This is a genomic window from Alphaproteobacteria bacterium US3C007 (genome assembly GCA_034423775.1).
In the GTDB taxonomy this organism is placed as follows: domain Bacteria; phylum Pseudomonadota; class Alphaproteobacteria; order Rhodobacterales; family Rhodobacteraceae; genus Thalassovivens; species Thalassovivens spotae.
This window is the reverse complement of record CP139918.1, coordinates 97970-123268: the sequence shown is the minus strand read 5'-3', so window position 1 is coordinate 123268 and position 25299 is coordinate 97970. Positions and strand designations below refer to the sequence as shown.

Sequence of the window (25299 nt, the reverse complement as noted above, 5' to 3'; positions counted from 1 at the left end):
TTTATGCTGCACTGCAGAAAAAACTTGCAATGCTGCATTGCAGCATCTATATGTTGCTTAAGTGATCGCGGATATCGCCGCTCAGCTGAGGAAAGTAGAATGACAAATTTGAACGATATGACGGGTTTTTTCAAAGATATGATGGGTGCATTTCCTGTTGATACAAAGTCTTTCGAAGAAGCGATGAAAGGCACGACAGCCCTGAATGAGAAATTTGCCAGCGTGGCAGTGGAAGCTGCGGAAAAAAGCGCTGAAATCTCAAACAAATGGACAAAAGAGACATTGTCGCGCTTAAGCACAATTTCAAAAGCAAAAACAGATCCAGCCGATTACGTAAAAGTGATGACAGAGTTTGCCTCTGCGCAGGCTGAAGTTGCGGCCGAAAATATGGCAGCCTTTGCCGAAGTGGCAAAGAAAGTTCAAACTGACACGGTTGATTTGATGATGACCGCGGGTAAGGATTTTAGCGAAGATGCATCTGCTGCGGTTAAGAAAGCCACTAAAAAAGCGGCCGCCTAAGCAAATAGGACCACATGATAGTTTTGCCTTTCCTCCCAGAGGCAATTCACAGTAAAGGGTGTGCTTCGGCGCACCCTTTCTTTTCTTTTCGCAAGCGCGTAATGTTTTTCTGCACTGCTGCATTTTTGGGAGGTCTGCGTGTCTACAGCCAATAAACCTTTGTTGATCAAGCGCTATGCGAGCCGGCGCTTATACAATACGGAAACCAGCGATTATGTGACGCTTGAAGATATTGCAGGTTTCGTGCGTGACGGGCGCGACGTTCAAATCGTTGATTTGAAGTCCGGGGATGATTTAACCCGCCAATATTTATTGCAAATTATCGCCGAGCATGAAAGCCGCGGTGAAAGCGTTCTTCCAATCAATGTGTTGAATGATTTGGTGCGCAGTTACACGACGCAGGCATCGAGTATCGTGCCGCAGGTCTTGGCCATGTCTTTTGATATGATGCGCGATGGTCAAGCGAAAATTTTTGAAAATATGGGCGGGGGTAACGCTTTGTCGCAGGTACCCGGTTTTGATGCTTTGCGCGCGCAGCAAGAGGCGTTTGTGAAAGCGATGACATCGGGCTTCGCGGCCTGGCCAGGTGCGGCCGAGGATAATCCCGCAGCGGCAAGCCCTGCGCCACAGGCCGCGCCTACAACGTCAAGCGCGGCTGATGAAGATTTGCAGCAAATCAAAAGCCAATTGGCGGATCTTCAAGAAAAGCTGAGCAAGCTGGGATCTTAATGGTCTCAGCGAGGGGTAGCAGCCTGTCAGCAGCGCGGCAAAGGCCCTGTTAAAGTCCCAATCGGTCGCGCAGACTGTACCATGTCATGGCCAGTACAAGCAGCGGCAGGCGTGCGTAGCGGCCCCCCGGGAATGGAAGCTGAGGGATCTGCGACATCGTATCAAATCCGTTGGCTTGGCCCATAATTGCTTGTCCGATCAATTTTCCGGCATGCGTAGCGGTGCCCACACCATGGCCCGAATATCCCGAAGCTGTGATGATGTTTTTTGACATCCTTGCAAAATAGGGCGTTCGGCGCATAGTGATGCCAAGCGTGCCGCCCCATGCATATTCAAGTTTAACATCTTTGAGATGCGGAAAAATTTTCAACATCGGTGTGCGGACTTTGGCTGCAATGTCGGTGGGGAAGCGATAGCCGTAGCTTTCACCTCCGCCAAAGAGCAGCCTTCCATCATGCGACAATCGGAAATAATTCACCACGAACTTGGTATCTGCCACCGCCACATCTTGGGTTAACACGCGTGTGGTTGCCGGGCCCAGCGGTTCTGTTGCAGCAATGAAATTATTAATAGGCATCACGTGCCGGGCTATTTTTGGGTGGAGCTTGCCCAAATAGCCATTGCAGGCCAGAATTACCTGCGCGCAGGTGATCTGCCCGTTTGAAGTTGTAATGGTTGGCTTAACCCCATCTTTTAGATCGATGACGCGGGTATTTTCATAGATGCGAACGCCCGCGGCTGCGGCTGCTTTTGCCAATCCCAAAACATAGCGCAAAGGATGCAGATGCGCGCTTCCGTGATCCAAAACCCCGCCTTTATACAGCGCAGAAGGGCAGAGCGCTTGGCTTGCCGCTTCATCGAGCAGCGTGATTTTATCATAGCCATAGCGTTTTTGTAAAAACGCTGCACTACGATGAAGGTTTTGCCTGTCTGCGTTTGAAAACCCAAGCTCGGCGATGCCGGGTTTTAAAAAGCAATCAATTTTGTGCTGCTTAATCAAGGATTTGCTACAATCAATAGCCTCTTCCGCCAGATCCCAAAGGGCATCCGCCGATTGTGGCCCCAGCCAGTGCAGCAAGGTTTCTTGATCCAGCCTTTGCCCTGACCCTAATTGGCCACCATTGCGCCCCGACGCGCCAAACCCGACGCGCTGCGCCTCTAAAAGCGTGACTGCACAGCCCTGATTGGCCAAATGCAGCGCCGCTGATAAGCCGGTATATCCGGCTCCGATAATGCAAATATCCGTATTATCCGTTCCGTCAAAGCTGGGAAAGGGCGGTAAAAATTGCGTTGTCGCAGCATACCAACTGGGCGGGTATTGCCCGGGTTGATCATTGGCGTCGAGCAGGTTCATACGTTTAAAAGAAGATGTTCGCGTTCCCAAGGGCTAATGACCTGTAAAAACTCGTCATATTCGGCGCGTTTTACAATAGAATACACCCGCGTAAATTCGGATCCTAAAATTTCATGCAATTCGGACGCGTCTTCAAAAAGCCCAAGCGCTTCGCCCATGCCGCGGGGCAGGTCTTCGCGCCCCTCATATGCATCGCCGCGATATTGTTTCGAGGGCCGCAATTCATTTTTTATTCCCAAATATCCGCATGCCAAAGACACAGCGATCCCCAAATAGGGGTTGCAATCCATCCCCGCGATCCTGTTCTCAACCCGCCTTGCCTGAGGCTCAGAAATCGGAATGCGGATCCCCGCTGTCCGATTGTCACGCGCCCAAGATAGGTTAATTGGGGCGGCATGGTCTTTGACATAGCGGCGATAGGAATTCACATAGGGCGCCAGAACCGCAATCGCTGATGGCAAATGCGTTTGCAGCCCTGCGATGAAGTTATAAAACAAATCTGTTTCGCCACCTTGGGGGCCGGAAAACACATTTGCCCCCGTTTCGATATCGATGATCGAATGATGAAGATGCATCGCGCTGCCGGGTTCTTCGGCGATCGGTTTGGCCATAAAGGTGGCAAAGCAATCATGGCGCAGCGCCGCTTCGCGTATCAAACGCTTGAAATAGAATACTTCATCTGCAAGCCGCACCGGATCTCCATGGCGGAGATTGATTTCCAGCTGACCGGCGCCGCCTTCTTGGGTGATCCCGTCAATCTCAAACCCTTGGGCTTCCGCAAAATCATAAATATCGTCGATCACTGGACCGAATTCATCTACCGCAGTCATAGAATAGGACTGGCGCGCGGCGGCCGGACGCCCCGAACGCCCCATCATGGCTTCGATGGGTTTGGCCGGATCAATATTGCGGGCGACCAGAAAAAACTCCATCTCCGGAGCGACAACCGGTTCCCAACCTTCTTTTCTGTAAAGCTCGACAACCCGCTTTAGCACGTTGCGGGGAGAAAATAAGATTGGCTCATCTTTGCGATCATAAGCATCATGGATCACTTGCAGCGTAAAATCACCCGTCCATGGCGCGGCAGTTGCGGTGGAATAATCCGGTTTCAACAGCATATCGCGTTCGATAAACCCGCCTTCCCCCGCGGCTTCACCCCAGCCGCCCGTGATGGTTTGATAAAAGATTGAATCGGGTAAATAAAACGTGTTTTGCCGAGCAAACTTGGTTGCTGGCACAGCTTTTCCGCGCGCGATTCCGGGTAAATCAGCGATCACGCATTCGATCTCATCCAGCTTTTGATCTTTTAAATAGGCCAAAGCGGCGTTGGGCATTTGCTTAAAGATTTCATCAAGACTGGGCATCTTAACCTGCTTTCGATTTGAAAAATGTGGCAATTTTTTCCGCCAAAATATCGTTTGAATTCGGATCAGATAATTTGCTTTGGGCCGTTTCCAGCAATGTTTGCGGCACGTTTTTTTTGCCCCGGAACTGGATCAATCCGTGGATGAAGGCGCTGTCGAATTCTGGATGCGCTTGCAGCGAAAAAATAACGTCTTCATATTCGAGGAAGGCGTATTTGCAAAAGCCGTTAGAGCCTGTGCAGCGGGCTTTGGGGGGCAGAGTGACCACCTGATCTTGGTGCCAAGCGTTTATGCGCACCTTCTGGCCTTCAAATTGATAGTCGGTCAGGCCGATGCTCCAGCCGCCGGAAAATTTTTCAACATGCCCACCCATGGTTTGGGCGATGATTTGGTGACCAAAACATATTCCAACCAAGGGTTTTTTCGCAGCAACAATGCGCAAGATGAGCGCCTTTAAAGGTTTGATAAAGGGCAGATCTTCGTAAACTCCGTGGCGCGAGCCGGTGATCAACCAGGCATCGGCTTGAAATTCATCTTTTGGAAACTGCTCATTGACCACGCTGAACACGTCAAATTTAAAGCCATGCCCGTCTAATAAAGCGGCGCAGAGCCCGCCGTAATTCTCTGTCTGCGGGCGCATTTCGTCCGGGGTGTGGCCAGCCTGTAAGATGCCGATTTTCATAAAACCCTACTTGCCGTTCGGAAGGCGTTGTATCGTTGCAGGTGTAGGTTACACCGTTTCAAGATATATTTTCCAGTGCTCTTCTTGCGGAATATTCTTCAAGCCGTCAAGTTCTTGGCGCTTGGTTAAAGAAAAGTTTTCAATAAGTTGTGCGGGTAAGATCCGGGCAATCATCGGATCGTTTTCAAACATATCTATCGCTTCAGACCAGCTATGGATCAATTGTGGCAGATCTTGGCTGTAAGCGTTGCCCGTGATGGGCGGCGGCGGAGTAAGATCATCTTCGATGCCAAGCAGCGCTGCACCTAGTATAAGGCTCAGCGTCAAAAAAGGGTTTATATCGCCGCCTGCAACACGATGCTCGATCCGCCGGGCTCTATGTGCGCCTGCAGGAATGCGCAGCGCGGCCGTACGGTTTTCGTAGCCCCAACAAATTGATGTGGGGGCGTGGTTTTCCGGATCCATACGCGTATAGCTATTGGCATGGGGTGCAAAGCCAAGCGTGGCGGCACGCATCGTGGCAAGGCAGCCTGCGACGGCGTTTTGCAGCAGGGGTGATCCCTGTTTTGTGCCGTCATCAAAAATATTTTCTCCGGCCTCATCAATAACTGAGAAATGCAGATGTAAGCCATTTCCTGCATCGTTTGGGTAGGGTTTGGCCATAAAGCTGGCGGCATAGCCATGCTTGCGTGCCAGGCCTTTGAGCAAGGTTTTAAAAAGCCATGTATCATCCGCAATGCGCAACGCATCGCCATGTTGAAGGCTGATTTCGAATTGTCCGATACCCGCTTCAGAAGAGGCGGCTTGTGCGTTGATCCCCATCTGTGCACAGCTTTGATAAAGCTCTGAGAAAAAGGCTTCAAACGCGTCTAACTGTTGCAAGGATAGAATTGCGCTGGAGTCGATTTTGCGATTGCTGGCGGGGTCTTTTGGCGGCCTCAGGCTTTCAGCACTGTCATCGATCAGATAAAATTCAAGCTCGGTGGCGGCCACAACCTGCCATCCGCGCGCGGCGTAGCGGTCCAGAATTTGGGCCAAAGCGTGCCGAGGATCTCCTTCAAAAGGGCGTCCATCCTCTTCAAACATCCACATCCCTACCAATGCGCTTGGTTGGTCAAGCCAGGGCATTGGCACAGGCCCTCGATTGGTTGGCAGCAGATAGCCATCGCCGTCGCCAGATGCAAATAAGAGCGGGCTATTGATAATATCTGCCCCCCAAATATCTACGTTCAGCACAGATAATGGCATACGCAGATCGCCCGAGGCCAATTTTCTCTGATCTTTTTGGGGCATGCGCTTGCCGCGCATTTGGCCGTTTAAATCGCAGGTTGCGATTCGAAACGTATCGAGATTATCCAGATCCATTGGTCTGCCCTTGTTTGTTTATTTGAACCATTCACAGCCTCCTAACGAAGGGGTTGGACAGATTGTGTTTAAAGAGAATGGCTTGAAAAATCTAGCGAATTAGCGTTGGGCGCAGTTTCAAGCGCGCGGTTTGATCGGGGGGCAGGTGCCGGTTAAGGCGTTTGTTGATAAGGCCAAAAAGAACCAAAATCAAAAACGTCAGCAAAACGAAATACCCGGCTAAAATTGGATAGGGAATAAACGGGTTGAAGGTTTTATCGGCAAAATAGTTGGCGTAGTATAAAGCATCTCCGCGCTGCTGCCAGGCTGGAAAAGCTGAAAAAAACACCAGCGTTGTAGAGTGAAATAAAAAGATTGCCTCATTGGTATAACCAGGCCAGCCCAGCCGTAACATGGTGGGCCAGATGATCCGGCGAAACCGCGCCCATCCAGAGAGCGCATAGGCATCAGCAGCATCCAAATCTCCCTTGGGAATAGATTGCAGCGCGCCATAGAAAATTTCGGCAGAATAGGCGGCTGTGTTCAAAAACAGCACCACCAGCGCGCCCATCCAGGCCGAGGTTAAAGGCGCAAAGATCGGGACGTTGCTTTTCAAACCCAGAAATAAAAAATACGCGAAAAAAAGTTGGATAAACAAAGGCGAACCGCGGAATATAAAAATAAACCACTCACAGGGTTTGCGTAAAAGGCGGCGATGTGACGCTTTGCCAAGCGCCAGCGCCGTGGCCAAAAAGAAACCAGCTGCCAAGGCCAAAACGCCAAAATAAACGTTCCAGATCATCCCCGAGCCGATCAGCGTGAATTGTTGACACAGCGTGAAATCCGAGCGTGGCAAGAGCCGCTCGCCGATGCCCAGCGATCTAAGGCCATACTCTGCAATTGTGTCCCAACAGCTCATGCGGATCCTCGCGCTTGCGCTTGGCCGCCCAGCGTGGCCTGGCCTTTGTTGAGCCGCCGCATCAAGCGGGTTTGAACGCTTTCAGATAATTTTGTGAAGGCCAGATAGAATACCAGCAGCGCAAAGAAATACCACATACGGTAATCGCCATGTGGATAATCGGTGAATTTTGCGGTTTTTGTGCCACCCAATTCGCGGGCCCAATAAACGATATCTTCAATGCCAAGCAAAAACAGCAGGGGTGTGGCTTTTATTAAAAGGATCCAAATATTACCAAGCCCGGGCAGCGCATATACCCACATCTGCGGCACTAAAATGCGCCAGAAAACTTGCCTTTGGCTCATTCCATAAGCAGCGCCTGTTTCAAGCTGGGCTTTTGGCACTGCGCGCATCGCGCCATAGATAACGTTTGAGGCAAAGGCCCCGAACACAATGCCAAAGGTGAAAACCGCCAGTGCAAACCCGTAAAGATCATGCACCCAAGGGGCGGCGCTGGACAGCGGCAATTTGGCCGCATCGCAGACCACAAAATCATTGCCTTGGCGAATGGGCTCTGACCAATCGCGGCACAGTGCCTTGTGGCGCATCCATTCGAGAATTTGATCCAAAGCAATGACGAAAAACAGAAAATACGCGATATCGGGAACGCCGCGCACGATCGCGATATAGCTCCGACCGAGCAGGCTGAAAATAAGCGTGCTTGATCGCGCGGCCATTGCGCCAAGAAATCCCAGAGCCAGTACCACGGGAGCGGTGATCAATAATAGCAGCAAAACGGTGCCCACAGCCCAATACAATCCGACATGTTTGCCGGTTGTGAGGTAGCAGGCCCACCACTGCGCGTCTGCCAGCAGATCAGGGTTTGTACAAAATGAAAAAATAACATCCCCCAATTGGTGTTGGGATGGGAAAGACCGGACCTTTTGGCAAAAGCCAAGGCCCGATCAAAACGGTGTTTCGGCTTAAAATGTTTCGCCGATTTCCCACTTGGTAATCAAAGCGTTCAAGCTGCCATCGGCTTTCATCGAGTCAATCGCTGCGCTAAATTTTGCTTTCATTGCGCCATCGCTTTCACGAATGCCCATGCCAACGCCACCGCCCAGCATCACTTTATCACCCACCATCATCAGATCGGCGTTTTCATCCGCGATTGGGGCCAGATAGGCCAAATCGGCTAGAACCGCATCAGCTTCGCCATTGCGCACCGCGGCAATGGTTTCTTCTGGTGTGGCAAATTCCACCAAAGTGGCACCGGAAGAGGCGATATAGCTTGATTGAATGGTGTTTGATTGCGCTGCAATCACGCCGCCGCTTAAATCAGCTGACTCCGATATTGCCATATAGGCAGATGGATCAGGCTGCGTGTAATTGCTTGTGAAATCAATCACTTCATCCCGCTCGGCTGTGATCGACATACCGGCGATGATTGTGTCATAATTGCCGGATACCAAATTTGGGATAATGCTATCCCAATCATTGACAACCCACTCGCAGGTTAAAGAGGCACGCGCGCAGAGCTCGTCGCCCAATTCGCGCTCGAAACCGTCAACCTCGCCAGCATCATTGATGAAGTTATACGGAGGATAGGCTCCTTCTGTGCCCATACGCACAACATCGCCGGCAAATGCAATACCGGTTGACAGCGCCAATGCTGCCGCAGTTAAAAGACGGATAGTCATGATAGATCTCCCTTTGGTCATGTTAAGCCGCCACAGTCGAGCTTAAAAACTGTCGCAGCCGGTCAGATTTTGGTGCGTCGAAAACGGTTTTCGGCGCGCCTTGTTCTTCGATAAGCCCTTGGTGCAAAAATATAACATGATTTGACACATCAGCGGCCAATTTCATGTCGTGAGTAACGAGCAGCATCGTGCGCCCTTCGGCCGCAAGATCTTTGATCACGCGGATAACTTCTTGTTCCAGCTCAGGGTCAAGCGCTGAGGTAGGTTCATCAAATAGTAAGGCTTCGGGCTCCATGCACAGCGCCCGCGCAATCGCCGCGCGCTGCTGTTGCCCCCCTGATAATTGCGCCGGATAGGCATCGCATTTATCGCCAATGCCCACTTGCTCAAGATAGCGGCGGGCGCTTGTTTCAACCTCGGGGCGGGGGCGTTTGAGCACGGTGACGGGTGCCTCCATCACGTTTTCCAATATGGTCATATGCGCCCATAGATTAAACTGTTGGAACACCATAGATAGATTGGTGCGTATCTTTTGCACCTGCTGTTTATCGGCTGGCATACGGTTATATTTCCCGGCGCTCCAAAGCACGGCCTCGCCGTTAAACAGGATCTCGCCCTGTTGGCTATCTTCCAATAAATTCACGCAGCGAAGCAACGTGGATTTTCCCGAGCCGGAAGACCCGATCAGCGATACCACATCCCCCTTACGGGCGGTCAGGCTTACGCCTTTAAGAACCTGTAAATCTCCATAGGATTTGTGAAGTTTGGAGATCTCAATAACATTTTCTGGCTGTGGCAATATCAACTCGGCGTTTTGTTCAGGCTCGCACTACGCCGTAAAATAAAAGGTTATGCAATCAAAAAATATCTGCTCGCAGATGTTTTTGTGGTTTTTTAGCTGTGCGGGTGGCCTTGTTTCTTATGCCTGCATCACGCGGCGGCGTGCAGAGGCGCTATCGACATCTGTAACCCCCAGCAAACTGACAACCAGACGCAACAGCGCGTCTTCTTCAGCGTCGCGATTGCCATCAGCCAAGGCCACCTGCCATAAGGCTTCCACGACTGCGATCCGGTCTTCATAGGCAACGCGGTCTTTAATGGCGCGGGTAAAGCGCACGGTGTCAGGAGCCTCTTGTTCCAAAGTTTCTGCGCTTTCGCGCAGCGCGATCGCCTCTGGTTCGGCCAGTTCGTAGCGTGCCATAATCACCTGCGTTATGCGGTGGATTTCTGCGGCTGCATATTCATTATCCGCGCGGGCCAAACGCACCAGCAAAGCGGTCATAGCGAGGCGCGCATCATCGTCGTGAAGCGGCTCTGCTTGGGGTTCGAGCAAGGATTTTAAAAACGATCCGAACATATGTGATGCTTTCTGAGTAAAGGCCCTAATAGATCAGATAGGGCAGGAGATTAAATTTCAATAAAGGTAGCGCTGCGGTTCGTCTGCGCGCCGGTTACTGCGTTTGGCCCTTTTTAAAGCAAAAAGACAGGCGGTCCAATTCATCCATTAGCCCATAGGGCGGATTGATGAAGAAGAGGCCAGAGCCCACCATTCGATGGTTTTCTTTTGCGGGAGGAAAAACAACTTCATGGCGCAAACCTTCTGGATATATCGCTTCCAGTTGCGCCAACATTTCCGTATGGGCCGCGCTGCGCAGTACGGGATACCAAAGCATCACGCTGCCCACGTTCCATTTGCGCGTTACTTTTGTAAGCGCTTTGGGGATTTCAGCATAATCTTGTTTAAGTTCATAGCTGGGATCCATCAAAACCAAGCCGCGCCGCGGGGTGGGTGGGCAGAGCGCTTTCAGCAAATCCAAGCCATTCTGGAGGTAAAGCTTGGCTTTATATTGCGCCAGATTATCCCGTAAAGCGGCGTGTTCTTGCGGGTGCAATTCGGCCAGATGAAGATGATCCTCTTTGCGCAGAAGCGAGGCGGCAATCAAGGGCGAGCCCGGATAGGCATGCGGCCCATGCAGGGCGCGGCAATCTTGCAGGGCGCGCAGATAAGGGTGCGCCGGGTCAAACCACCCGGTTTTTAACGCCAGTGTGATCCCCGCCTCGGCCTCGCCCGTTTTCGCAGATTCGCGCGAAGTAAGGTCATATAATCCGCGGCCTGCATGACTTTCGAGATAGGTCAGAGGTTTAGGTTTTTTAAGCAGATAGCTCAAAACCCATGCCAAAGCCGCATGTTTGTGAATATCTGCCAAGTTCCCGGCGTGATAGCTATGTTGATAAGATAGCATAGCGGTGCGTTAACCGCGTCTGGGTGTTCGAAGAACGCCCCAAATCTCAGCCATATTCAAAGCCGTTTTCAAGCTCAAACCAATCGCGAGACGTCTTTTGCGGCACGGATGAAATCTTTGAACAGCGGGTGCGGATCAAAGGGTTTTGATTTCAGCTCGGGGTGGAACTGAACGCCGATAAACCAGGGATGATCTGTCCACTCGACAATTTCTGGCAACCGCCCATCCGGGGACATGCCGGAAAAGCGCAGCCCTGCAGCTTCAAGCTGGTCACGATATTTGATATCCACCTCGTAACGATGGCGATGGCGTTCATCGATCGCTTGCGTCCCATAAATATCAGCAACTTTTGAGTTTTCTAGCAAAGTGGCGTCATAGGCGCCGAGGCGCATCGTGCCGCCTTTGTCATCTGAGACGCTGCGCGCCACTTTGTGATTGCCTTGCACCCATTCTTTCAAATGATACACTACGGGCTCAAAGCGCCGTTTTCCGGCTTCATGGTCAAATTCTTCTGATCCTGCGGCTTTCAGTCCAACCACGTTACGCGCCGCTTCGATCACCGCCATTTGCATGCCAAGGCAAATGCCCAAATATGGCACGTTGTGCTGACGCGCAAATTCAGCGGCTTTGATCTTTCCTTCTGTGCCGCGCTCGCCAAACCCGCCTGGCACTAGGATCGCGTGGAACCCTTGCAGATGCGGCGCAGCATCTTGGCTTTCAAAAATTTCCGCATCGACCCATTGAATTTGCACGCGCACGCGATTGGCCATGCCGCCATGGGTAAGGGCTTCCGCGATCGATTTATAGGCATCTTCCAATTGCGTATATTTTCCCACAATGGCAACATTCACCGCGCCTTCTGGGTTGTAAATCCGATCGGCCACGTCTTCCCAACGCGCCAGATCCGGCTTCGGAGCTGGGGCAATCTGAAACGCGTCAAGTACCGCCTGGTCTAAGCCTTCGCGGTGATAGGCCAACGGCGCCTCGTAGATTGACTTTAAATCTTGCGCTGCGATCACGCTTTCCGGCCGCACATTACAAAACAGCGCCAGTTTTTCGCGTTCTTTTTCGGGGATCGGGCCCTCTGAGCGGCAGACCAAAATATCTGGGGCAATGCCGATTGAGCGCAATTCTTTGACGCTATGCTGGGTGGGTTTTGTTTTCAGCTCGCCGCTGGTTTTGATGAATGGCAACAAAGTTAAATGCATGAAAATGCATTCCCCGCGCGGCTTATCCTGCGAGAATTGGCGAATGGCTTCAAAAAAGGGCAAACCTTCGATATCGCCAACCGTTCCGCCGATCTCACAAAGCATGAAATCAACCTCATCCTCGCCAATTTTGATGAAATCTTTGATTTCATTGGTCACATGCGGGATCACCTGAATGGTTTTTCCCAAATAATCCCCGCGGCGTTCTTTTTCCAGTACTGTAGAATAGACCCTACCGGAAGACACAGAATCGGTTTGCCGCGCCGCGACGCCCGTGAAACGTTCATAATGGCCCAAATCTAAATCGGTTTCGGCGCCATCATCGGTCACAAACACTTCGCCATGCTCAAACGGGCTCATCGTGCCCGGATCTACATTCAGATAAGGATCGAGCTTGCGCAATCGCACGCTATAGCCGCGGGCCTGCAGCAAAGCGCCCAAGGCGGCCGAGGCCAACCCCTTGCCCAAAGAGGAAACAACGCCGCCTGTGATAAAAATAAATCTTGCCATATTTGGCTGTCTCCCGTGGTTTTCGCGGTGCAAAATCTGCCGAATGTGCCGCCTGAATTCATACGTGAAACAGGCAGGCTCACGGGAGTTAAGCAATAAAGGATTCGCTGCCGTTAGGCAATATCACCACAAGATAATGTTGTGGTGATATTATCACCTTCAAGGATTGGCTGCTCAGTCGGCGCTTGGAACCAAAGGCGCTTCGGCTGGGGCCGTCGGGGGCAAAAGCGCATCGGTATCCAGCGCGTCGCCTTGTTGCTCGCTTTGCACGGCGCTTGCGCCGCCAAGCCGGTCAATAACCGAAGATCCGGCTGATTTGCGCGCTGCGATCGCCGTTAAAGTTAACGATGTGATGATAAACGCCACCGCGAAGATCCATGTGAGCTTGGTTAAGGCCGATGCGGCTGCCCGCCCAGACATCACGCCATCACCACCGCCACCGCCGCCAAGACCAAGGCCGCCGCCCTCAGAGCGTTGCAGCAGCACCAAAGCGATCAGTGCTAAAGCCAGAAGCAAATGAATGGTCAGAACGACGTTTTCCATGTCAAACCCAATTTTGTAGAACTTCCGGCTAGATAGGTAAGTTTTAGCCTCGGGGCAAGGGGCAATAGCCGCTTGACCTGCGACAAACGTCTTGTCAGAGTGTTTTAATGCCCCATGATCACTCAGATGACGCGCATCCGCATAGTTTGCTGCCTTCAGATCCCGCCCTGCGGGTGAAAGCGCTAGAAAGCCTTTTGGTCGAAAAAGGACTGGTGGATCCGGCTGCGTTGGACGCGATTATCGAGACTTATGAGCATAAAATTGGCCCTCAAAACGGGGCGGCCGTTGTGGCGCGCGCGTGGCGAGAGCCGAAGTTTCGCACGGCGCTTTTCACAGATGCAACAGCCGCTGTTTCCGAAATGGGGTTTTATGGCCGCCAAGGCGAGCATATTGTGGCCTTGGAAAATACCGATAGGCAGCATAATCTTGTCGTATGTACCTTATGCAGTTGTTACCCGTGGCCCCTTTTGGGCATACCGCCAGGCTGGTATAAATCGGATGCATATCGCGCGCGCGCGGTGCGCGAGCCGCGTAAAGTTTTGGCAGAGTTCGGGCTTGAATTGGCGCGGGATGTCGCCTTGAAAACTTGGGATTCAACCGCTGAAATTCGGTATTTGGTTATCCCGCAGCAGCCCGCGGGTACGCAAGGGTGGAGCGCAGAGGCCTTGGCCGCATTGGTCACGCGTGATGCGATGATTGGCACTGCCATCGTTCCGAGCCCGGCATGAGCCGCGTGCACGATATGGGCGGGCGGTTTGGTGATGGCCCCGTTCGCAGAGACGCGGATCCCGAGCCGGTCTTTAAAGAAAAGTGGCAGGCCCATGCGTTGGCGCTGACGCTCGCCGCGGGAAGCCTTGGACGATGGTCGCTGGATGAATCACGCCACGCCCGCGAATGCTTAGAGCCGCGCGATTACATGCGGTTTTCCTATTATGAAAAATGGCTCGCAGGCTTGACAGATTTGCTGGTGGCAAAATTGATTGTCACCCCGGAAGAGCTGAGTTCTCTATCCGCGCAACCGGCCGCGCCAGAGCTGCAACAGCGGCGTTTGCCGGCTGCGAAAGTGGCGGCTGTCTTGTCCAGCGGCGGCCCTACATTGCGCGAAGAGGCCGGAAACGGTATTGCCTTTGAGCTTGGGCAAAAGCTGCGCGTGCGCAGAAGTGGCAACCTTGCTGTTGCGGGTGGGCATTCGCGTCTTCCCGCCTATGTTATGGGGCAGGTGGGCACCATCATCACGCTTCATGGCAACCATGTTTTTCCCGATAGCAACGCCCATCGCGCGGGTGAAGCGCCGGAGCCACTATATACGCTTAGCTTTGCTGCGAATGATCTGTGGGAAGATGCTGAGAGTGATCAGGATCAGGTGATGCTGGATTTGTGGCACAGTTATTTGGAACCGCTATGAGGGCTGATTTAAGCGCACCCGTCTTTGATCAACCATGGCAAGCGGACCTTTTTGCCGTGACCGTTTGTTTGAATGAACAGGGGCATTTCTCTTGGAGCGAGTGGACGGGTTGGTTCGGGACAGGACTGGCGCGACGCGGTTTGGAAAAGCAGTTAAACGGCGGCGAAGATTATTTTTTGGTTTGGTTGGAAACCCTCGAAGCCGTTTTGCAGCGGTTGGATATGGCCAGCATAGACCAGCTTGCGAGCGTGAAAAACGCATGGCAAAACGCCTATTTGGCAACTCCGCATGGGGCGCCGGTGCGCTTGCCCGATCGAAAATAATCTCTTAACAAAATTCGAGGTTCACTCTTGGGCAAAGCCTCGTTATACCGGCGCGGGTTTTAACTTATTTTGAAAGGTCCTTTATGGCAAACGTCGTTGTGGTCGGCGCTCAGTGGGGCGATGAAGGAAAAGGCAAAATAGTCGATTGGCTGAGCGAACGCGCCGATGTGATCGTTCGGTTCCAAGGCGGTCATAATGCCGGGCATACGCTGGTGATTGAAGGCCAAGTGTATAAGCTTTCGCTTTTGCCCTCCGGCATCGTTCGAGGCGGAAAATTATCGGTGATCGGCAATGGCGTGGTGTTGGATCCCTGGCATTTGCGCGAGGAAATTGCCAAATTGTCGGGCCAAGGGGTCGAGATCAACCCTGAAAACTTGATGGTGGCGGAAAATACCCCTTTGATTCTGCCCGTTCACGGAGAATTGGACCGGGCCCGCGAAGCACAAAACAACGTGGCTAAAATTGGGACAACGGGCCGAGGTATAGGCCCCGCCTATGAGGATAAAGTTGGACGGCGCGCGATACGCGTTGCGGATCTGGCCGATCCGGCCACGCTTGAAACCCGCGTCGATCGCATGTTGCAGCATCACGATACATTGCGCCGTGGTATGGGGCTGCCCGCAGTTGACCGCACAGCCTTATTGGCCGCGCTGCATGAGATTGCGCCAAGCGTGCTGAAATTCGCTGCGCCCGTTTGGAAGGTTTTGGCAGAAAAGCGCAAAGCAGGGAATCGTATTCTGTTTGAAGGCGCGCAGGGCAGTTTGCTCGATATTGATTTTGGAACCTACCCCTTTGTAACCTCATCAAATGTCATCGCGGGTCAAGCGGCGACAGGATCTGGCGTTGGGCCGGGATCCATTGATTTTGTTCTGGGCATCGTCAAAGCCTATACAACCCGCGTGGGCGAAGGGCCATTTCCCACCGAGCTTGACGATGCGGATGGGCAGCGGTTGGGAGAGCGGGGCCATGAATTTGGCGTTGTTACAGGGCGTAAGCGCCGCTGTGGCTGGTTTGACGCGGCTCTCGTGCGTCAAACTTGCGCCACATCTGGCGTGAGCGGCATCGCCTTTACAAAGTTGGATGTTTTGGACGGGTTTGAGACGTTGAAAATCTGCACAGGCTATACGCTTGACGGCACCCAATTGGATTATTTGCCGACAGCCGCGGATGAACAGGCCCGCTGCGTTCCAATCTATGAGGAAATGGCGGGTTGGAGCGAAAGCACCGAAGGCGCGCGCAGCTGGGCAGATTTGCCCGCCAATACAATTAAATACGTGCGCCGCGTGGAAGAGTTGATAGCCTGTCCTGTTGCGCTAGTTTCAACTTCACCCGAACGGGATGACACCATTTTGGTGACAGATCCTTTCGCGGATTAAAACGGTTTAGGTTCGGCTAACAGGGAGATAGGCTTTGGCGTTAAGTTATAAAGCCCGGCGGCGCTGGTCATTGTTTGTGTTGGTGATTGGATTGCCGCTCTACGTGGTGGCAGCGGTTAATCTGGTTGGCGTCTTTGAGCGCCCCTCAATCTTTGTTGAGCTGCTCGTCTATGTTGTGCTTGGGGTGGTTTGGGCGTTTCCATTGCGGTTTATATTTCGCGGTATCGGACAAGCTGATCCCGATCAGGATGATGCGCTATAGCGCGGCTTTAAACGGCGATTTGGCAGCACTGCCGGATGTTGTGACCCTGGTGAAGCAAGTCTAAGCAGCATTGCTGGGGGCATGAACTTACGCTGGTGATTGTTGTTTAAAGATGATCTGAAAAAGGATGATCCAGATGGAGCTGCAGTTTTCTTACCCGCATCCGGTCACGCTGGTTGGTGCAGCGCCGCTTGATGCGGATTTACTACGATTTGCGCTTAACTTTGCTCCCAAAGCGCTTGCTGCAGATGGGGGTGTGAACCATTTGCGCGCCCTTGGCGTTGACCCGCTCGCGGTGGTTGGAGATATGGATTCTGTTGCTTTGGAAAACCAGCAGATGTGGGAGCGCAACCTGTTTTTTCCAATAGCTGAACAAGACAGCACCGATTTTGAAAAAGCGCTGGCGCGCCTTGCCGCCCCGTTGATCTTTGGGGTCGGCTTTTTAGGCGGACGCTTTGATCACGCTTTGGCAGCGCAAACTGTCTTGGTGCGCTATCCCCACCGCAAATGCATTCTTTTGGGGTCGGAGGATATCGTATTTTTGGCACCGCCGCGGCTTTCGCTGGATTTACCATTTGAAACGCGGCTGTCTTTATATCCAATGGCACCGGTCAAAATCTTATCAGAGGGCCTATATTGGCCGACGCGCGACCTAACATTCCAACCCGATGGTCAAATCGGAACGTCAAATAAGGTGAGTGGTGCGCTTCGGCTTCAGCCAGAGAATGCCAAAATGTTGGTTATTCTGCCGCGATTACATCTTGCGCAGGTCGCTGCTGCGCTGGGCGCTGCGCCGTCTTGGCCTGCTCTTGGAACATAACGTATAGGCCAGAGGCCATCGTTATCACAATGCCCGCTGATGCGAGTGGGTTCGGAAGTTCTGAAAACAGCAGCCAGCCAAATAAGGTGACAATCGGGATTTCCAGATATTGCAGCGGCGCCGTAGTCGCCGAGGGCAGATAGCTGAGAGACCAGGTCATGCTGAGCAAGGCAAAGGTTCCCACAGAGCCAAAGCTGATCAACAAAATGATTTTATCCGAGCTGATGGTGGAAAAATCAAACAGGGGCACAGAGCCGTCTTTGAAGATCAGCAGCGCAGGGGCGATCAGAACCACCGCCATAACACCGTTCACGGTTTGAACTTTAATCACATCATTTTCTTGGGTGATGAAACGCGTTATCAACATGAAAATTGCGAAAATAAACGCCACCAGAAGCGGTAGAACTGCATAGAAACCTACCTCTTGAAATGACGGTTGGATAACCATCAACGTGCCAACGAACCCCACCACACAAGCCAGCAAACGTTCTTTGCTGACGTCTTCTTTCAACACGGCCCATCCGAGCAAGATCACCAGCAATGGCAGGATGAAAACAATGGCAACGGCATCGGCAAGTGGTAAATACTGAAGGGCCACCACCATTATTGCGATCCCTGTGATTTGTAGCACTGTGCGGATTGCCGAGAGGGTTAAAAACTTTCCAGAAAAATGCCAGCTGCCCCCGATGGCCAAAGCCATTGGCGCCAAGATGATCACTTGTATGGCGAAGCGAATGAAAATGAGCGGTCCCAGGGCGACGGTTTGGCCAAGGATTTTGGCTAAGGCGTCGCCGAGAGGGGCCAGTGTACAGAAAAGCAGCATAAAGCCGATACCGAAAAGGGTGCGATTTTGTTCCATACTTCTACTATAGGTTGAAGCGAGATCAATTGCAATCTAAAGTTGTTTTAATTTTTCAAGCTTCCGCTCACGGTAAAATACGTAAAGCCCAGAGCCGATAATAATGCTTGTACCGATGATGGCCGTCTGGTTGGGAATATCGTTAAAAATCAAATACCCAAAGAACAAGGCGCTCACGATTTCAAGATAGTGCAGGGGCGCCAAAGTGGTTGAGGGTGCAAACTTCAATGCATAGCTGATCAGCAGGTGTGAAATAGAGGCAAAGGCGCCCACAGCGAATAACCAAAGCCAATAAATTCCGACTGGCATTACCGGTGCGAAAAGGGGTGATTCTGTTGCAGATCCCCAGATCAAGAATGGCAAACATAAGATCGTTCCCGTCAAGGCGGTGTGAAATTGTAAGGGAATTGGGTGAAGGTTTTGCGATAAGCTGCGCGTCACCAACATGTAAAGCGCAAAGGTCAGAGCGGTTGCCAAAGGAAAGAAAGCCACGGCTCCAAAGGCAGAAAAACTGGGCTGTATTACCAAAATCACTCCGCAAAACCCCACAAGGCTAGCGGTTAATCTGCGCGAACCAACGGGTTCGGAAAAGAAAAACCGCCCCAAGAGTAAAAGAATAAACGGCTCGACAAAAACGATCGCTAATGCATCGGCGATCGGCATCACCGCAATCGCCGCAACGAAACAATAGGTTGAGGCAATTAAAAATACCGCACGGGCAATCAACGGCACCATCAAAGCCCGCGGCACTCGAAAAGAAAAGCCTAAAAGCAACGCCACCGGAAACATAATAACGCTCTGTACCGCAAAGCGCGCAGTGGTAATCTGTGCCACTGGAATTTTATCTGCCGCCAGTTTTGCGGCCACATCCAACAGAGGCGCGCAGGCGCAAAATCCAAGCATCATGGCGATGCCCAGAACAACCCGATCGGTGCTTAGTGCCGTAGGGGCGTTCGTCGATACAGACATTGGTCTTCCTTAGGCTGCTGCAGATTTACCTTTAAAAGGCATGGGTGATCCGCAGGGTTTTAACAATTGGGAACATTTACCGCCAAGCCGCCCAGCGAGGTTTCTTTATATTTGGCATTCATATCCTCGCCGGTTTGCCGCATCGTTTCAATACAGGCATCTAACGGAATCAGATGTTGACCATCGCCGCGCAACGCCAAACTGGCGGCGGAGACGGCTTTAATCGCACCGAGGCCATTGCGTTCGATACAGGGCACTTGCACCAGACCTGCAACCGGATCGCAGGTCATTCCCAGATGATGCTCTAAGGCAATTTCAGCGGCATTCTCGATTTGCTCTGAGCTTCCTCCAAGCGCGGCGCAAAGACCAGCCGCGGCCATTGCGCTGGCGCTTCCCACTTCTGCCTGACATCCGGCTTCGGCGCCGCTGATTGAGGCATTATATTTGACCAACCCGCCAATCGCGGCCGCCGTCAGCAGAAAAACTTCAATTTTAGCGCTATGCGCACCCGGCACATGATCCAGATAATAGCGGATCACCGCGGGCACAACGCCGGCCGCCCCATTGGTCGGGGCCGTGACCACTTGCCCTCCGGCTGCGTTTTCTTCGTTAACGGCCATCGCGTATACGCTCATCCAATCGTTGATCGTATGCGGAGGCGCAAGGTTTAACCCGCGCTCTGCCCGCAGCTGATCCACCACACCTTTGGCACGGCGGCGCACTTTTAAGCCGCCAGGCAAAATCCCCTCACTTGCAAGGCCGCGATCAATGCAATCTGACATCACGCCCCAAATCTGTGCGACGTTGGCTTTGAGCTGCGTTGGTGTAATGCGGGTTAATTCATTGGCCCGCTTCATTTCTGCGATGCTGCGCCCCGATGTGCGCGACATCTCCAACATTTCTTTGGCAGAGTGAAACGGATAGGGCACCGCGGGGCCGGTATCCACATCTTTGCCTTGCGCCAGTTCCGCTGCGGTCAATACAAACCCGCCGCCGATCGAATAATAGGTTTCTTGCAAAACGACATCCCCCTGCGCATCAGTGGCCATCACAACCATTCCATTGGCATGCCCGGGCAGATTTGGTCCGTAATCAAACACCAAATCTTCTTTCTTGTTAAACTTGAGGCTAGGTAAATCTGGCGGTGTAATTTCCCCGGTAGAGGCAATTCGTGCCAAAACGCTTTCGGCTTCCTCGGCTTTATAAGTGGCCGGGGTGAAACCCGCCAATCCAAGAATAGAGGCCCGATCTGTGGCATGTCCAATGCCAGTAAAGGCCAAGGATCCATGAAGGCGCAGTTTGATCCCGCCAAATTCAAAGGGCGATTGACGCATCATGGCCAAAAACCGCTCAGCGGCACGCATCGGGCCCATCGTATGTGATGAAGACGGGCCAATCCCAACTTTGAACAGATCAAAAACAGAGAGAAACATGATCATTCATCCTTTTAAACTGAGGTCCTGTAAACGGATGATGTTTCTATATCAAAACAGTATCGCGTTTCAAAGTTTGGGGCCAATGCGCCTCTCTAACTGTGCATCTGTTTGGATTTAGACAGAAAAACGACCTTTCGATAAGAAATTCGCCGCTGATAGGATAAAAAGCAGCCCAAAGCCGATTGGATTATCGCAAAAGCCCCCTCGCACATCGAGCAAGAGTGCTTTATGGGTGGCGCAGGTTTAAAAGGGAGATCGCGTTATGAACCAACCGCTGGCTGCTGCAGATGCGGCGAAATTCGCTGCTGCAAAGCGGGCGTCTGAATTGGTTGAAACGGGTATGAAGGTTGGCTTGGGCACCGGCAGCACCGCGGCGTGGTTGGTCCGCGCCCTGGCCGCGCGTCAACACGAGGAAGGTTTGCGCTTTCAAGCCGTGCCAACATCCACGCAAACCGCGGCACTGGCCGGTGCGCTTGGAATTCCATTAACCACGCTCGATGCAGCCGGTTGGCTTGATTTAACGATTGATGGGGCCGATGAGGTTGATGCGCAGTTCTCTTTGATAAAGGGCGGTGGCGGCGCGCTGTTGCAAGAAAAAATTGTTGCCAAAGCCAGCGATCGAATGGTGGTGATCGCTGATTCTGAAAAGCAAGTGGCGCAGCTGGGTAAGTTTGCATTGCCCGTGGAAGTGATCGGCTTTGGCAAAAGCGCAAGCGAAACTTTGATCAAAGAGGTCCTGAAAGATTTGGGGTTCGCAAATCCTGTTAGCAAATTCAGGCCGGGCCAAGCGGGCCTTTTTGTTACTGATGAGGGCAACCATATTCTGGATATTGAACTTCAGACTATTTCTAATCCCGCAGCCTTAGCGCAGGCGTTGAACCAAGTGCCGGGGGTGGTTGAAAATGGATTATTCATTGATATCTGCAGCGCATTGGTGATCGGCCATTCGGATGGGCGGGTATCATATACTGATGTTGCTACAGGCACCGAAGAGGCTGGCCAGATCGATCTAAATCAAGCCGCGCGCTTGGCCGAAATGGGGCGGTGAAGATGCGGTTTGATTTCAATTTGTTTGTTATTGGCGGTGGATCGGGCGGCGTGCGCGCGGCGCGCGTTGCGGCTGGTGAGTTGGGGTTGAAAGTCGGCCTTGCCGAGGAAGATCGTTATGGCGGCACCTGCGTAATTCGGGGCTGCGTGCCGAAAAAGCTGATGGTTTATGCCAGCGAGTATAGCCAGATACCCAGCCAAGCAAAAGCATATGGTTGGCAGATCGATAACGCCCGGTTTGAATGGCCGCAATTGCGCGGCAATTTGCATGCCGAGCTTGATCGGCTAGAGGGGGTGTACCGGCGCTTACTCAGCGAGTCCGGCGTTACAAGTTTTGACGCCCGTGCCCGGATCGTTGATCCGCATTGCGTTGAACTGGCAGATGGCACGCGCGTAACGGCAGAGCATATATTGGTGGCCACTGGCGGAAACCCTGTTTTGCCGGATATCCCCGGGATCGAGCATGCGATCAGTTCAAATGAAATGTTTTTATTAAAGAGCCTACCCAAAAGCATTTTGATCGTGGGCGGTGGATATATCGCCTGCGAGTTTGCAGGGATTATGAATGGGCTTGGCGTTGCAACCACGCAGTTTTACCGCGGAGACCAAATTTTACGCGGCTTTGATGACGAGGTCCGCAACCATTTGGCCGCGCAAATATTGCTGCGCGGAGTTAATCTGCGCCTCAACAGGAATGTTGCATCGATCGAAAAAACTGAGCAGGGCCTTTTGGTTGCCGATAGCAATGGCGAAACAGCCACGTTTGACCAAGTGATGTTTGCAACTGGTCGGCGCGCCAATAGTGAGGCTTTGGGCTTGGAAACGCTGGGGGTAAGGCAAAAGCCGAATGGCGCGATCGAGGTAGATGCCTATTCGCAAAGCTCAGTGCCCTCGATCTATGCGATTGGCGATGTGACCGATCGGGTGAACCTTACGCCTGTGGCAATCCGCGAAGCTATGGCGTTCACGTCCACTGTGTTCCAAGGCCAGCCGGTGGCGGTTGATCATGATTTGATCGCTACAGCCGTGTTCACCCAGCCAGAATTGGGCACGATCGGGCAGAGCGAGGCAGAGGCCCGTGCCAAAGGCCCGGTTGATATTTACACCACGCAGTTCAAGCCGATGCGCCAAGGCTTTGCGCAACAAGACGAAAAAACCTTTATGAAATTGGTTGTCGATCAAGCTTCCCAAAAGGTTTTAGGCTGTCATATCATCGCCCCCGGGGCCGGTGAAATGATTCAAATGGTAGCGATTGCGATCAAAATGGGGGCGACGAAAGCTGATTTTGATCAAACCGTGGCGGTTCATCCGACATTGGCCGAAGAACTGGTTACGATGCGCCATCCATCACGCAGCGGTTGAAATTGAAAAAAATACGCCCATGTAAAGAGATGGGGAAATTCACAAATATGCAAGGTCAAATAAGGGAACGAATTTAATGACTGGAAACTCAGGTGGCCCATGGGGCCGCGGCGGCGGCGGCGGTGAAAATGATGATCGCAACCGTCCCAATGGCAACGGCGGCGACGATCGTCGTCCGCGCAATGATGGCCCGCAAATGCCGCCGGAATTGGATGATATGCTGCGCAAAGGCCAAGAGCAGCTAAAGGTTTTATTGGGCGGCGGTTCGGGCGGAGGATCCAACGGATCTTCGCAGCAATCCGGCCCCGGCATGGGCCGCAGCGGCTATTTATTGATCGCGGCTTTATTGGTGGCGTTTTGGAGTTTTTCCAGTTTTTACACTGTGAAGCCGGAAGAAAAGTCGGTTGAGTTATTCCTTGGCAAGTTTTCCTCTATTGGCAATCCGGGTTTGAACTTTGCCCCTTGGCCACTAGTCACCCGTGAAGTGTTGCCGGTAACCCGAGAACAAAATGAAAGCATTGGCGTGGGTGGCCGCGGCAGTGACGCGGGTTTGATGCTGACGCGCGATGAGAATATCGTGGATATTGATTTTGAGGTGGTCTGGAATATTAGCGATCCCGCAAAATATTTGTTTAACTTGCGCGATCCACAAATGACGATTCGCGCCGTGTCTGAATCTGCGATGCGCGAAATTATTGCCCAATCTGAATTGGCCCCGATCCTGAATCGTGACCGGGGTTTGATCGCTGCAAATCTTGAAACCCTCATTCAAGAAACGCTCGACAGTTACGGTAGCGGCGTCAGCTTGGTGCGGGTGAACTTTGATCGGGCAGACCCGCCCGAACAGGTGATTGATGCGTTCCGCGCGGTGCAAGCCGCCGAGCAAGAGCGCGACCGTCTGGAAAAGCAAGCGGATGCTTATGCGAACCGCGTCTTGGCGCAAGCCCGTGGTGAATCTGCGCAGGTCTTTGAAGAAGCCGAAGGGTACCGTGCGCGCGTGGTGAATGAGGCGACGGGTGAAGCCAGCCGCTTTAGTGCGGTTTTGGAAGAATATAGCAAAGCCCCCGAGGTAACCCGCAAACGGCTGTATCTGGAAACCATGGAAGAGGTATTAGGTGGGCTTGAGAAGGTGATCATCGATGATCAAACGGGCGGTCAGGGCGTGGTGCCCTATCTGCCATTGAACCAATTGCGTCAGGAGAAAAACTAATGCGTAAGTTAAGTTTTATTGTTCCAGTCGCTGTCGTTTTGATCGCGCTGTTCATGTCAACCGTGTTCATCGTTGATGAGCGGAATAAAGCACTGGTTTTGCAATTTGGCCGCGTGGTTGCGGTGAAAGAAGATCCTGGTTTGGCGTTTAAAATTCCCTTTATTCAAGAAGTTGTCTTCTATGATGATCGGATTTTAAGCCGCGATGTTGACCCGCTGGAAGTGACGCCTTTGGATGATCGCCGTTTGGTGGTGGATGCGTTTACGCGGTATCGGATCACGGATGTGAACCAGTTTCGTGAAGCCGTTGGCACCGGCGGTGTGCAAGTTGCAGAAAGCCGTTTGGACAGCATTTTGAAAAGTGAAATGCGTGAAGTTCTGGGCTCGGTTAGCTCGAACGATATTCTCAGTTCGGATCGGGCTGTTCTGATGTCGCGGATCCGCAACGCGGCGATTGAAAAAGCGCTGCCGCTGGGCATCGAAGTGGTTGATGTAAGATTGAAGAGAACCGATCTACCGCGCGCCAACTTAGATGCGACCTTTGCCAGAATGCGCGCCGAGCGCGAACGTGAAGCCGCAGATGAAATCGCTCGCGGGAACGAAGCGGCGCAGCGGGTACGGGCCTTGGCGGACAGAACGCAAGTTGAGATCGTATCTGAGGCGAAGCGCGAATCTGAAATCATCCGCGGTTTGGCGGATGCAGAACGAAACGCAATCTTTGCCAGCGCGTTCGGGGCAGATCCGGAATTCTTCGAATTTTACAGATCTTTGGCGGCTTATCGAACCGCGTTGAAGGGTCAGAATTCGACGATGGTTATGTCGCCGGATTCCGAGTTTTTCAACTATTTGAAATCGGATGTAATCGCTAAATGATCGAAATCTGCCTATGGGCGATTGGATTGATTTTAGTTTTCGAGGGGCTGGTCTATGTGCTGGCCCCTTCTTTGGTTGAAGCGATGTTGCAATATTTGCAAGCCTTGCCGCTTTCGCAGCGCCGGTTCATTGGGGCCGTCATCGCTTTGCTGGGCGCTATTATTTTATGGGCTGCGCGGATAATCGCCTAGCGCACCGCATCAGCACACGTTTGTTCACATTTAGCTGAAGATTGGCTGTGGCCCTTGTCTGTTGGGGGGGGCG

The 25299-nt window shown here is 52.4% G+C and carries 28 protein-coding genes; 13 read left to right on the top strand and 15 right to left on the bottom strand.

Annotated elements, in window-relative coordinates; translation table 11 throughout:
- Window positions 1-99 precede the first annotated feature (99 nt).
- Window positions 100-519, top strand: a complete 420-nt coding sequence (locus UM181_00605) for a phasin family protein (protein WQC63146.1) — start codon at window positions 100-102, stop codon at window positions 517-519.
- Window positions 520-657: 138 nt separating this feature from the next.
- Window positions 658-1248, top strand: coding sequence for a polyhydroxyalkanoate synthesis repressor PhaR (gene phaR / locus UM181_00600; GenBank protein ID WQC63145.1), 591 nt, complete (start codon window positions 658-660; stop codon window positions 1246-1248).
- Window positions 1249-1297: 49 nt separating this feature from the next.
- On the opposite strand, the gene UM181_00595 is transcribed toward phaR, so the two are convergent.
- The 12 genes from UM181_00595 to secG form a co-directional block, all read right to left on the bottom strand.
- Window positions 1298-2602, bottom strand: coding sequence for an FAD-binding oxidoreductase (locus tag UM181_00595; GenBank protein WQC63144.1), 1305 nt, complete (start codon window positions 2600-2602; stop codon window positions 1298-1300).
- A complete protein-coding gene (locus tag UM181_00590) occupies window positions 2599-3966 on the bottom strand; it encodes a glutamine synthetase family protein (protein WQC63143.1) in 1368 nt (455 codons plus the stop codon). Before UM181_00590 ends, UM181_00595 begins: the two co-directional genes overlap by 4 nt.
- Window position 3967: 1 nt before the next feature.
- Window positions 3968-4648: a type 1 glutamine amidotransferase gene (locus UM181_00585; GenBank protein ID WQC63142.1), complete on the bottom strand. Its 681-nt coding sequence runs from the start codon at window positions 4646-4648 to the stop codon at window positions 3968-3970.
- 48 nt (window positions 4649-4696) lie between these two features.
- Entirely contained in the window at window positions 4697-6013 is a 1317-nt protein-coding gene (locus UM181_00580; protein WQC63141.1) for a glutamine synthetase family protein, read from the bottom strand.
- Window positions 6014-6104: 91 nt separating this feature from the next.
- Window positions 6105-6911 carry an ABC transporter permease subunit gene (locus tag UM181_00575; protein ID WQC63140.1) on the bottom strand — a complete coding sequence of 269 codons (807 nt, stop codon included), beginning with the start codon at window positions 6909-6911 and terminating at the stop codon, window positions 6105-6107.
- A complete protein-coding gene (locus UM181_00570) occupies window positions 6908-7792 on the bottom strand; it encodes an ABC transporter permease subunit (GenBank protein WQC64798.1) in 885 nt (294 codons plus the stop codon). The genes UM181_00575 and UM181_00570 overlap by 4 nt, the downstream gene beginning before the upstream one ends.
- An 81-nt stretch (window positions 7793-7873) precedes the next feature.
- On the bottom strand, window positions 7874-8590 hold the full coding sequence (locus UM181_00565; GenBank protein ID WQC63139.1) for a transporter substrate-binding domain-containing protein: 717 nt from the start codon (window positions 8588-8590) through the stop codon (window positions 7874-7876).
- 22 nt (window positions 8591-8612) lie between these two features.
- Window positions 8613-9389, bottom strand: coding sequence for an ATP-binding cassette domain-containing protein (locus UM181_00560; protein ID WQC63138.1), 777 nt, complete (start codon window positions 9387-9389; stop codon window positions 8613-8615).
- Between the two features lie 120 nt (window positions 9390-9509).
- Window positions 9510-9947 carry a TerB family tellurite resistance protein gene (locus tag UM181_00555; GenBank protein WQC63137.1) on the bottom strand — a complete coding sequence of 146 codons (438 nt, stop codon included), beginning with the start codon at window positions 9945-9947 and terminating at the stop codon, window positions 9510-9512.
- A 94-nt stretch (window positions 9948-10041) separates the two neighbouring features.
- Window positions 10042-10833, bottom strand: a complete 792-nt coding sequence (gene rlmJ / locus UM181_00550) for a 23S rRNA (adenine(2030)-N(6))-methyltransferase RlmJ (protein ID WQC63136.1) — start codon at window positions 10831-10833, stop codon at window positions 10042-10044.
- Window positions 10834-10907: 74 nt separating this feature from the next.
- Window positions 10908-12551 carry a CTP synthase gene (locus UM181_00545; GenBank protein ID WQC63135.1) on the bottom strand — a complete coding sequence of 548 codons (1644 nt, stop codon included), beginning with the start codon at window positions 12549-12551 and terminating at the stop codon, window positions 10908-10910.
- A 174-nt stretch (window positions 12552-12725) separates the two neighbouring features.
- On the bottom strand, window positions 12726-13094 hold the full coding sequence (secG, locus tag UM181_00540; protein ID WQC63134.1) for a preprotein translocase subunit SecG: 369 nt from the start codon (window positions 13092-13094) through the stop codon (window positions 12726-12728).
- 107 nt (window positions 13095-13201) lie between these two features.
- Here secG and nthA point away from each other — a divergent pair, with 107 nt between their 5' ends.
- From nthA to UM181_00510, 6 genes are all read left to right on the top strand, one after another.
- Complete coding sequence (nthA, locus tag UM181_00535; GenBank protein ID WQC63133.1) at window positions 13202-13822, top strand: nitrile hydratase subunit alpha; 621 nt, start codon at window positions 13202-13204, stop codon at window positions 13820-13822.
- Entirely contained in the window at window positions 13819-14499 is a 681-nt protein-coding gene (gene nthB / locus UM181_00530) for a nitrile hydratase subunit beta (protein ID WQC63132.1), read from the top strand. The genes nthA and nthB overlap by 4 nt, the downstream gene beginning before the upstream one ends.
- Window positions 14496-14822, top strand: coding sequence for a nitrile hydratase accessory protein (locus tag UM181_00525; GenBank protein WQC63131.1), 327 nt, complete (start codon window positions 14496-14498; stop codon window positions 14820-14822). The genes nthB and UM181_00525 overlap by 4 nt, the downstream gene beginning before the upstream one ends.
- An 83-nt stretch (window positions 14823-14905) precedes the next feature.
- Window positions 14906-16198 (top strand): adenylosuccinate synthase, encoded by a 1293-nt coding sequence (locus UM181_00520; GenBank protein WQC63130.1) that lies wholly within the window; start codon window positions 14906-14908, stop codon window positions 16196-16198.
- A 34-nt stretch (window positions 16199-16232) separates the two neighbouring features.
- A complete protein-coding gene (locus UM181_00515) occupies window positions 16233-16460 on the top strand; it encodes a DUF2842 domain-containing protein (protein ID WQC63129.1) in 228 nt (75 codons plus the stop codon).
- 136 nt (window positions 16461-16596) lie between these two features.
- Window positions 16597-17280, top strand: coding sequence for a thiamine diphosphokinase (locus UM181_00510; protein ID WQC63128.1), 684 nt, complete (start codon window positions 16597-16599; stop codon window positions 17278-17280).
- Here the strand turns inward: UM181_00510 and UM181_00505 are convergent.
- From UM181_00505 to UM181_00495, 3 genes are read right to left on the bottom strand one after another with little or no spacing between them, the layout of a single operon-like run.
- Window positions 17201-18139: a DMT family transporter gene (locus tag UM181_00505; GenBank protein ID WQC63127.1), complete on the bottom strand. Its 939-nt coding sequence runs from the start codon at window positions 18137-18139 to the stop codon at window positions 17201-17203. The genes UM181_00510 and UM181_00505 overlap by 80 nt on opposite strands.
- A 36-nt stretch (window positions 18140-18175) precedes the next feature.
- Window positions 18176-19108 carry a DMT family transporter gene (locus UM181_00500; protein WQC63126.1) on the bottom strand — a complete coding sequence of 311 codons (933 nt, stop codon included), beginning with the start codon at window positions 19106-19108 and terminating at the stop codon, window positions 18176-18178.
- Between the two features lie 59 nt (window positions 19109-19167).
- Window positions 19168-20541, bottom strand: a complete 1374-nt coding sequence (locus UM181_00495; GenBank protein ID WQC63125.1) for an L-serine ammonia-lyase — start codon at window positions 20539-20541, stop codon at window positions 19168-19170.
- Between the two features lie 265 nt (window positions 20542-20806).
- Here UM181_00495 and rpiA point away from each other — a divergent pair, with 265 nt between their 5' ends.
- The 5 genes from rpiA to UM181_00470 all read left to right on the top strand — a co-directional run bounded on the left by rpiA (window position 20807) and on the right by UM181_00470 (window position 25226).
- Window positions 20807-21592, top strand: coding sequence for a ribose-5-phosphate isomerase RpiA (rpiA, locus tag UM181_00490; GenBank protein WQC63124.1), 786 nt, complete (start codon window positions 20807-20809; stop codon window positions 21590-21592).
- A 2-nt stretch (window positions 21593-21594) separates the two neighbouring features.
- On the top strand, window positions 21595-22953 hold the full coding sequence (gor, locus tag UM181_00485; protein ID WQC63123.1) for a glutathione-disulfide reductase: 1359 nt from the start codon (window positions 21595-21597) through the stop codon (window positions 22951-22953).
- 76 nt (window positions 22954-23029) lie between these two features.
- Window positions 23030-24163 carry an FtsH protease activity modulator HflK gene (gene hflK / locus UM181_00480; protein WQC63122.1) on the top strand — a complete coding sequence of 378 codons (1134 nt, stop codon included), beginning with the start codon at window positions 23030-23032 and terminating at the stop codon, window positions 24161-24163.
- The gene (locus UM181_00475) at window positions 24163-25035 is read left to right on the top strand and encodes a protease modulator HflC (protein WQC63121.1); all 873 of its coding nucleotides are present in this window, start codon (window positions 24163-24165) and stop codon (window positions 25033-25035) included. Before hflK ends, UM181_00475 begins: the two co-directional genes overlap by 1 nt.
- Window positions 25032-25226, top strand: a complete 195-nt coding sequence (locus tag UM181_00470) for a DUF2065 domain-containing protein (protein WQC63120.1) — start codon at window positions 25032-25034, stop codon at window positions 25224-25226. The genes UM181_00475 and UM181_00470 overlap by 4 nt, the downstream gene beginning before the upstream one ends.
- The last annotated feature ends 73 nt before the right edge of the window (window positions 25227-25299 follow it).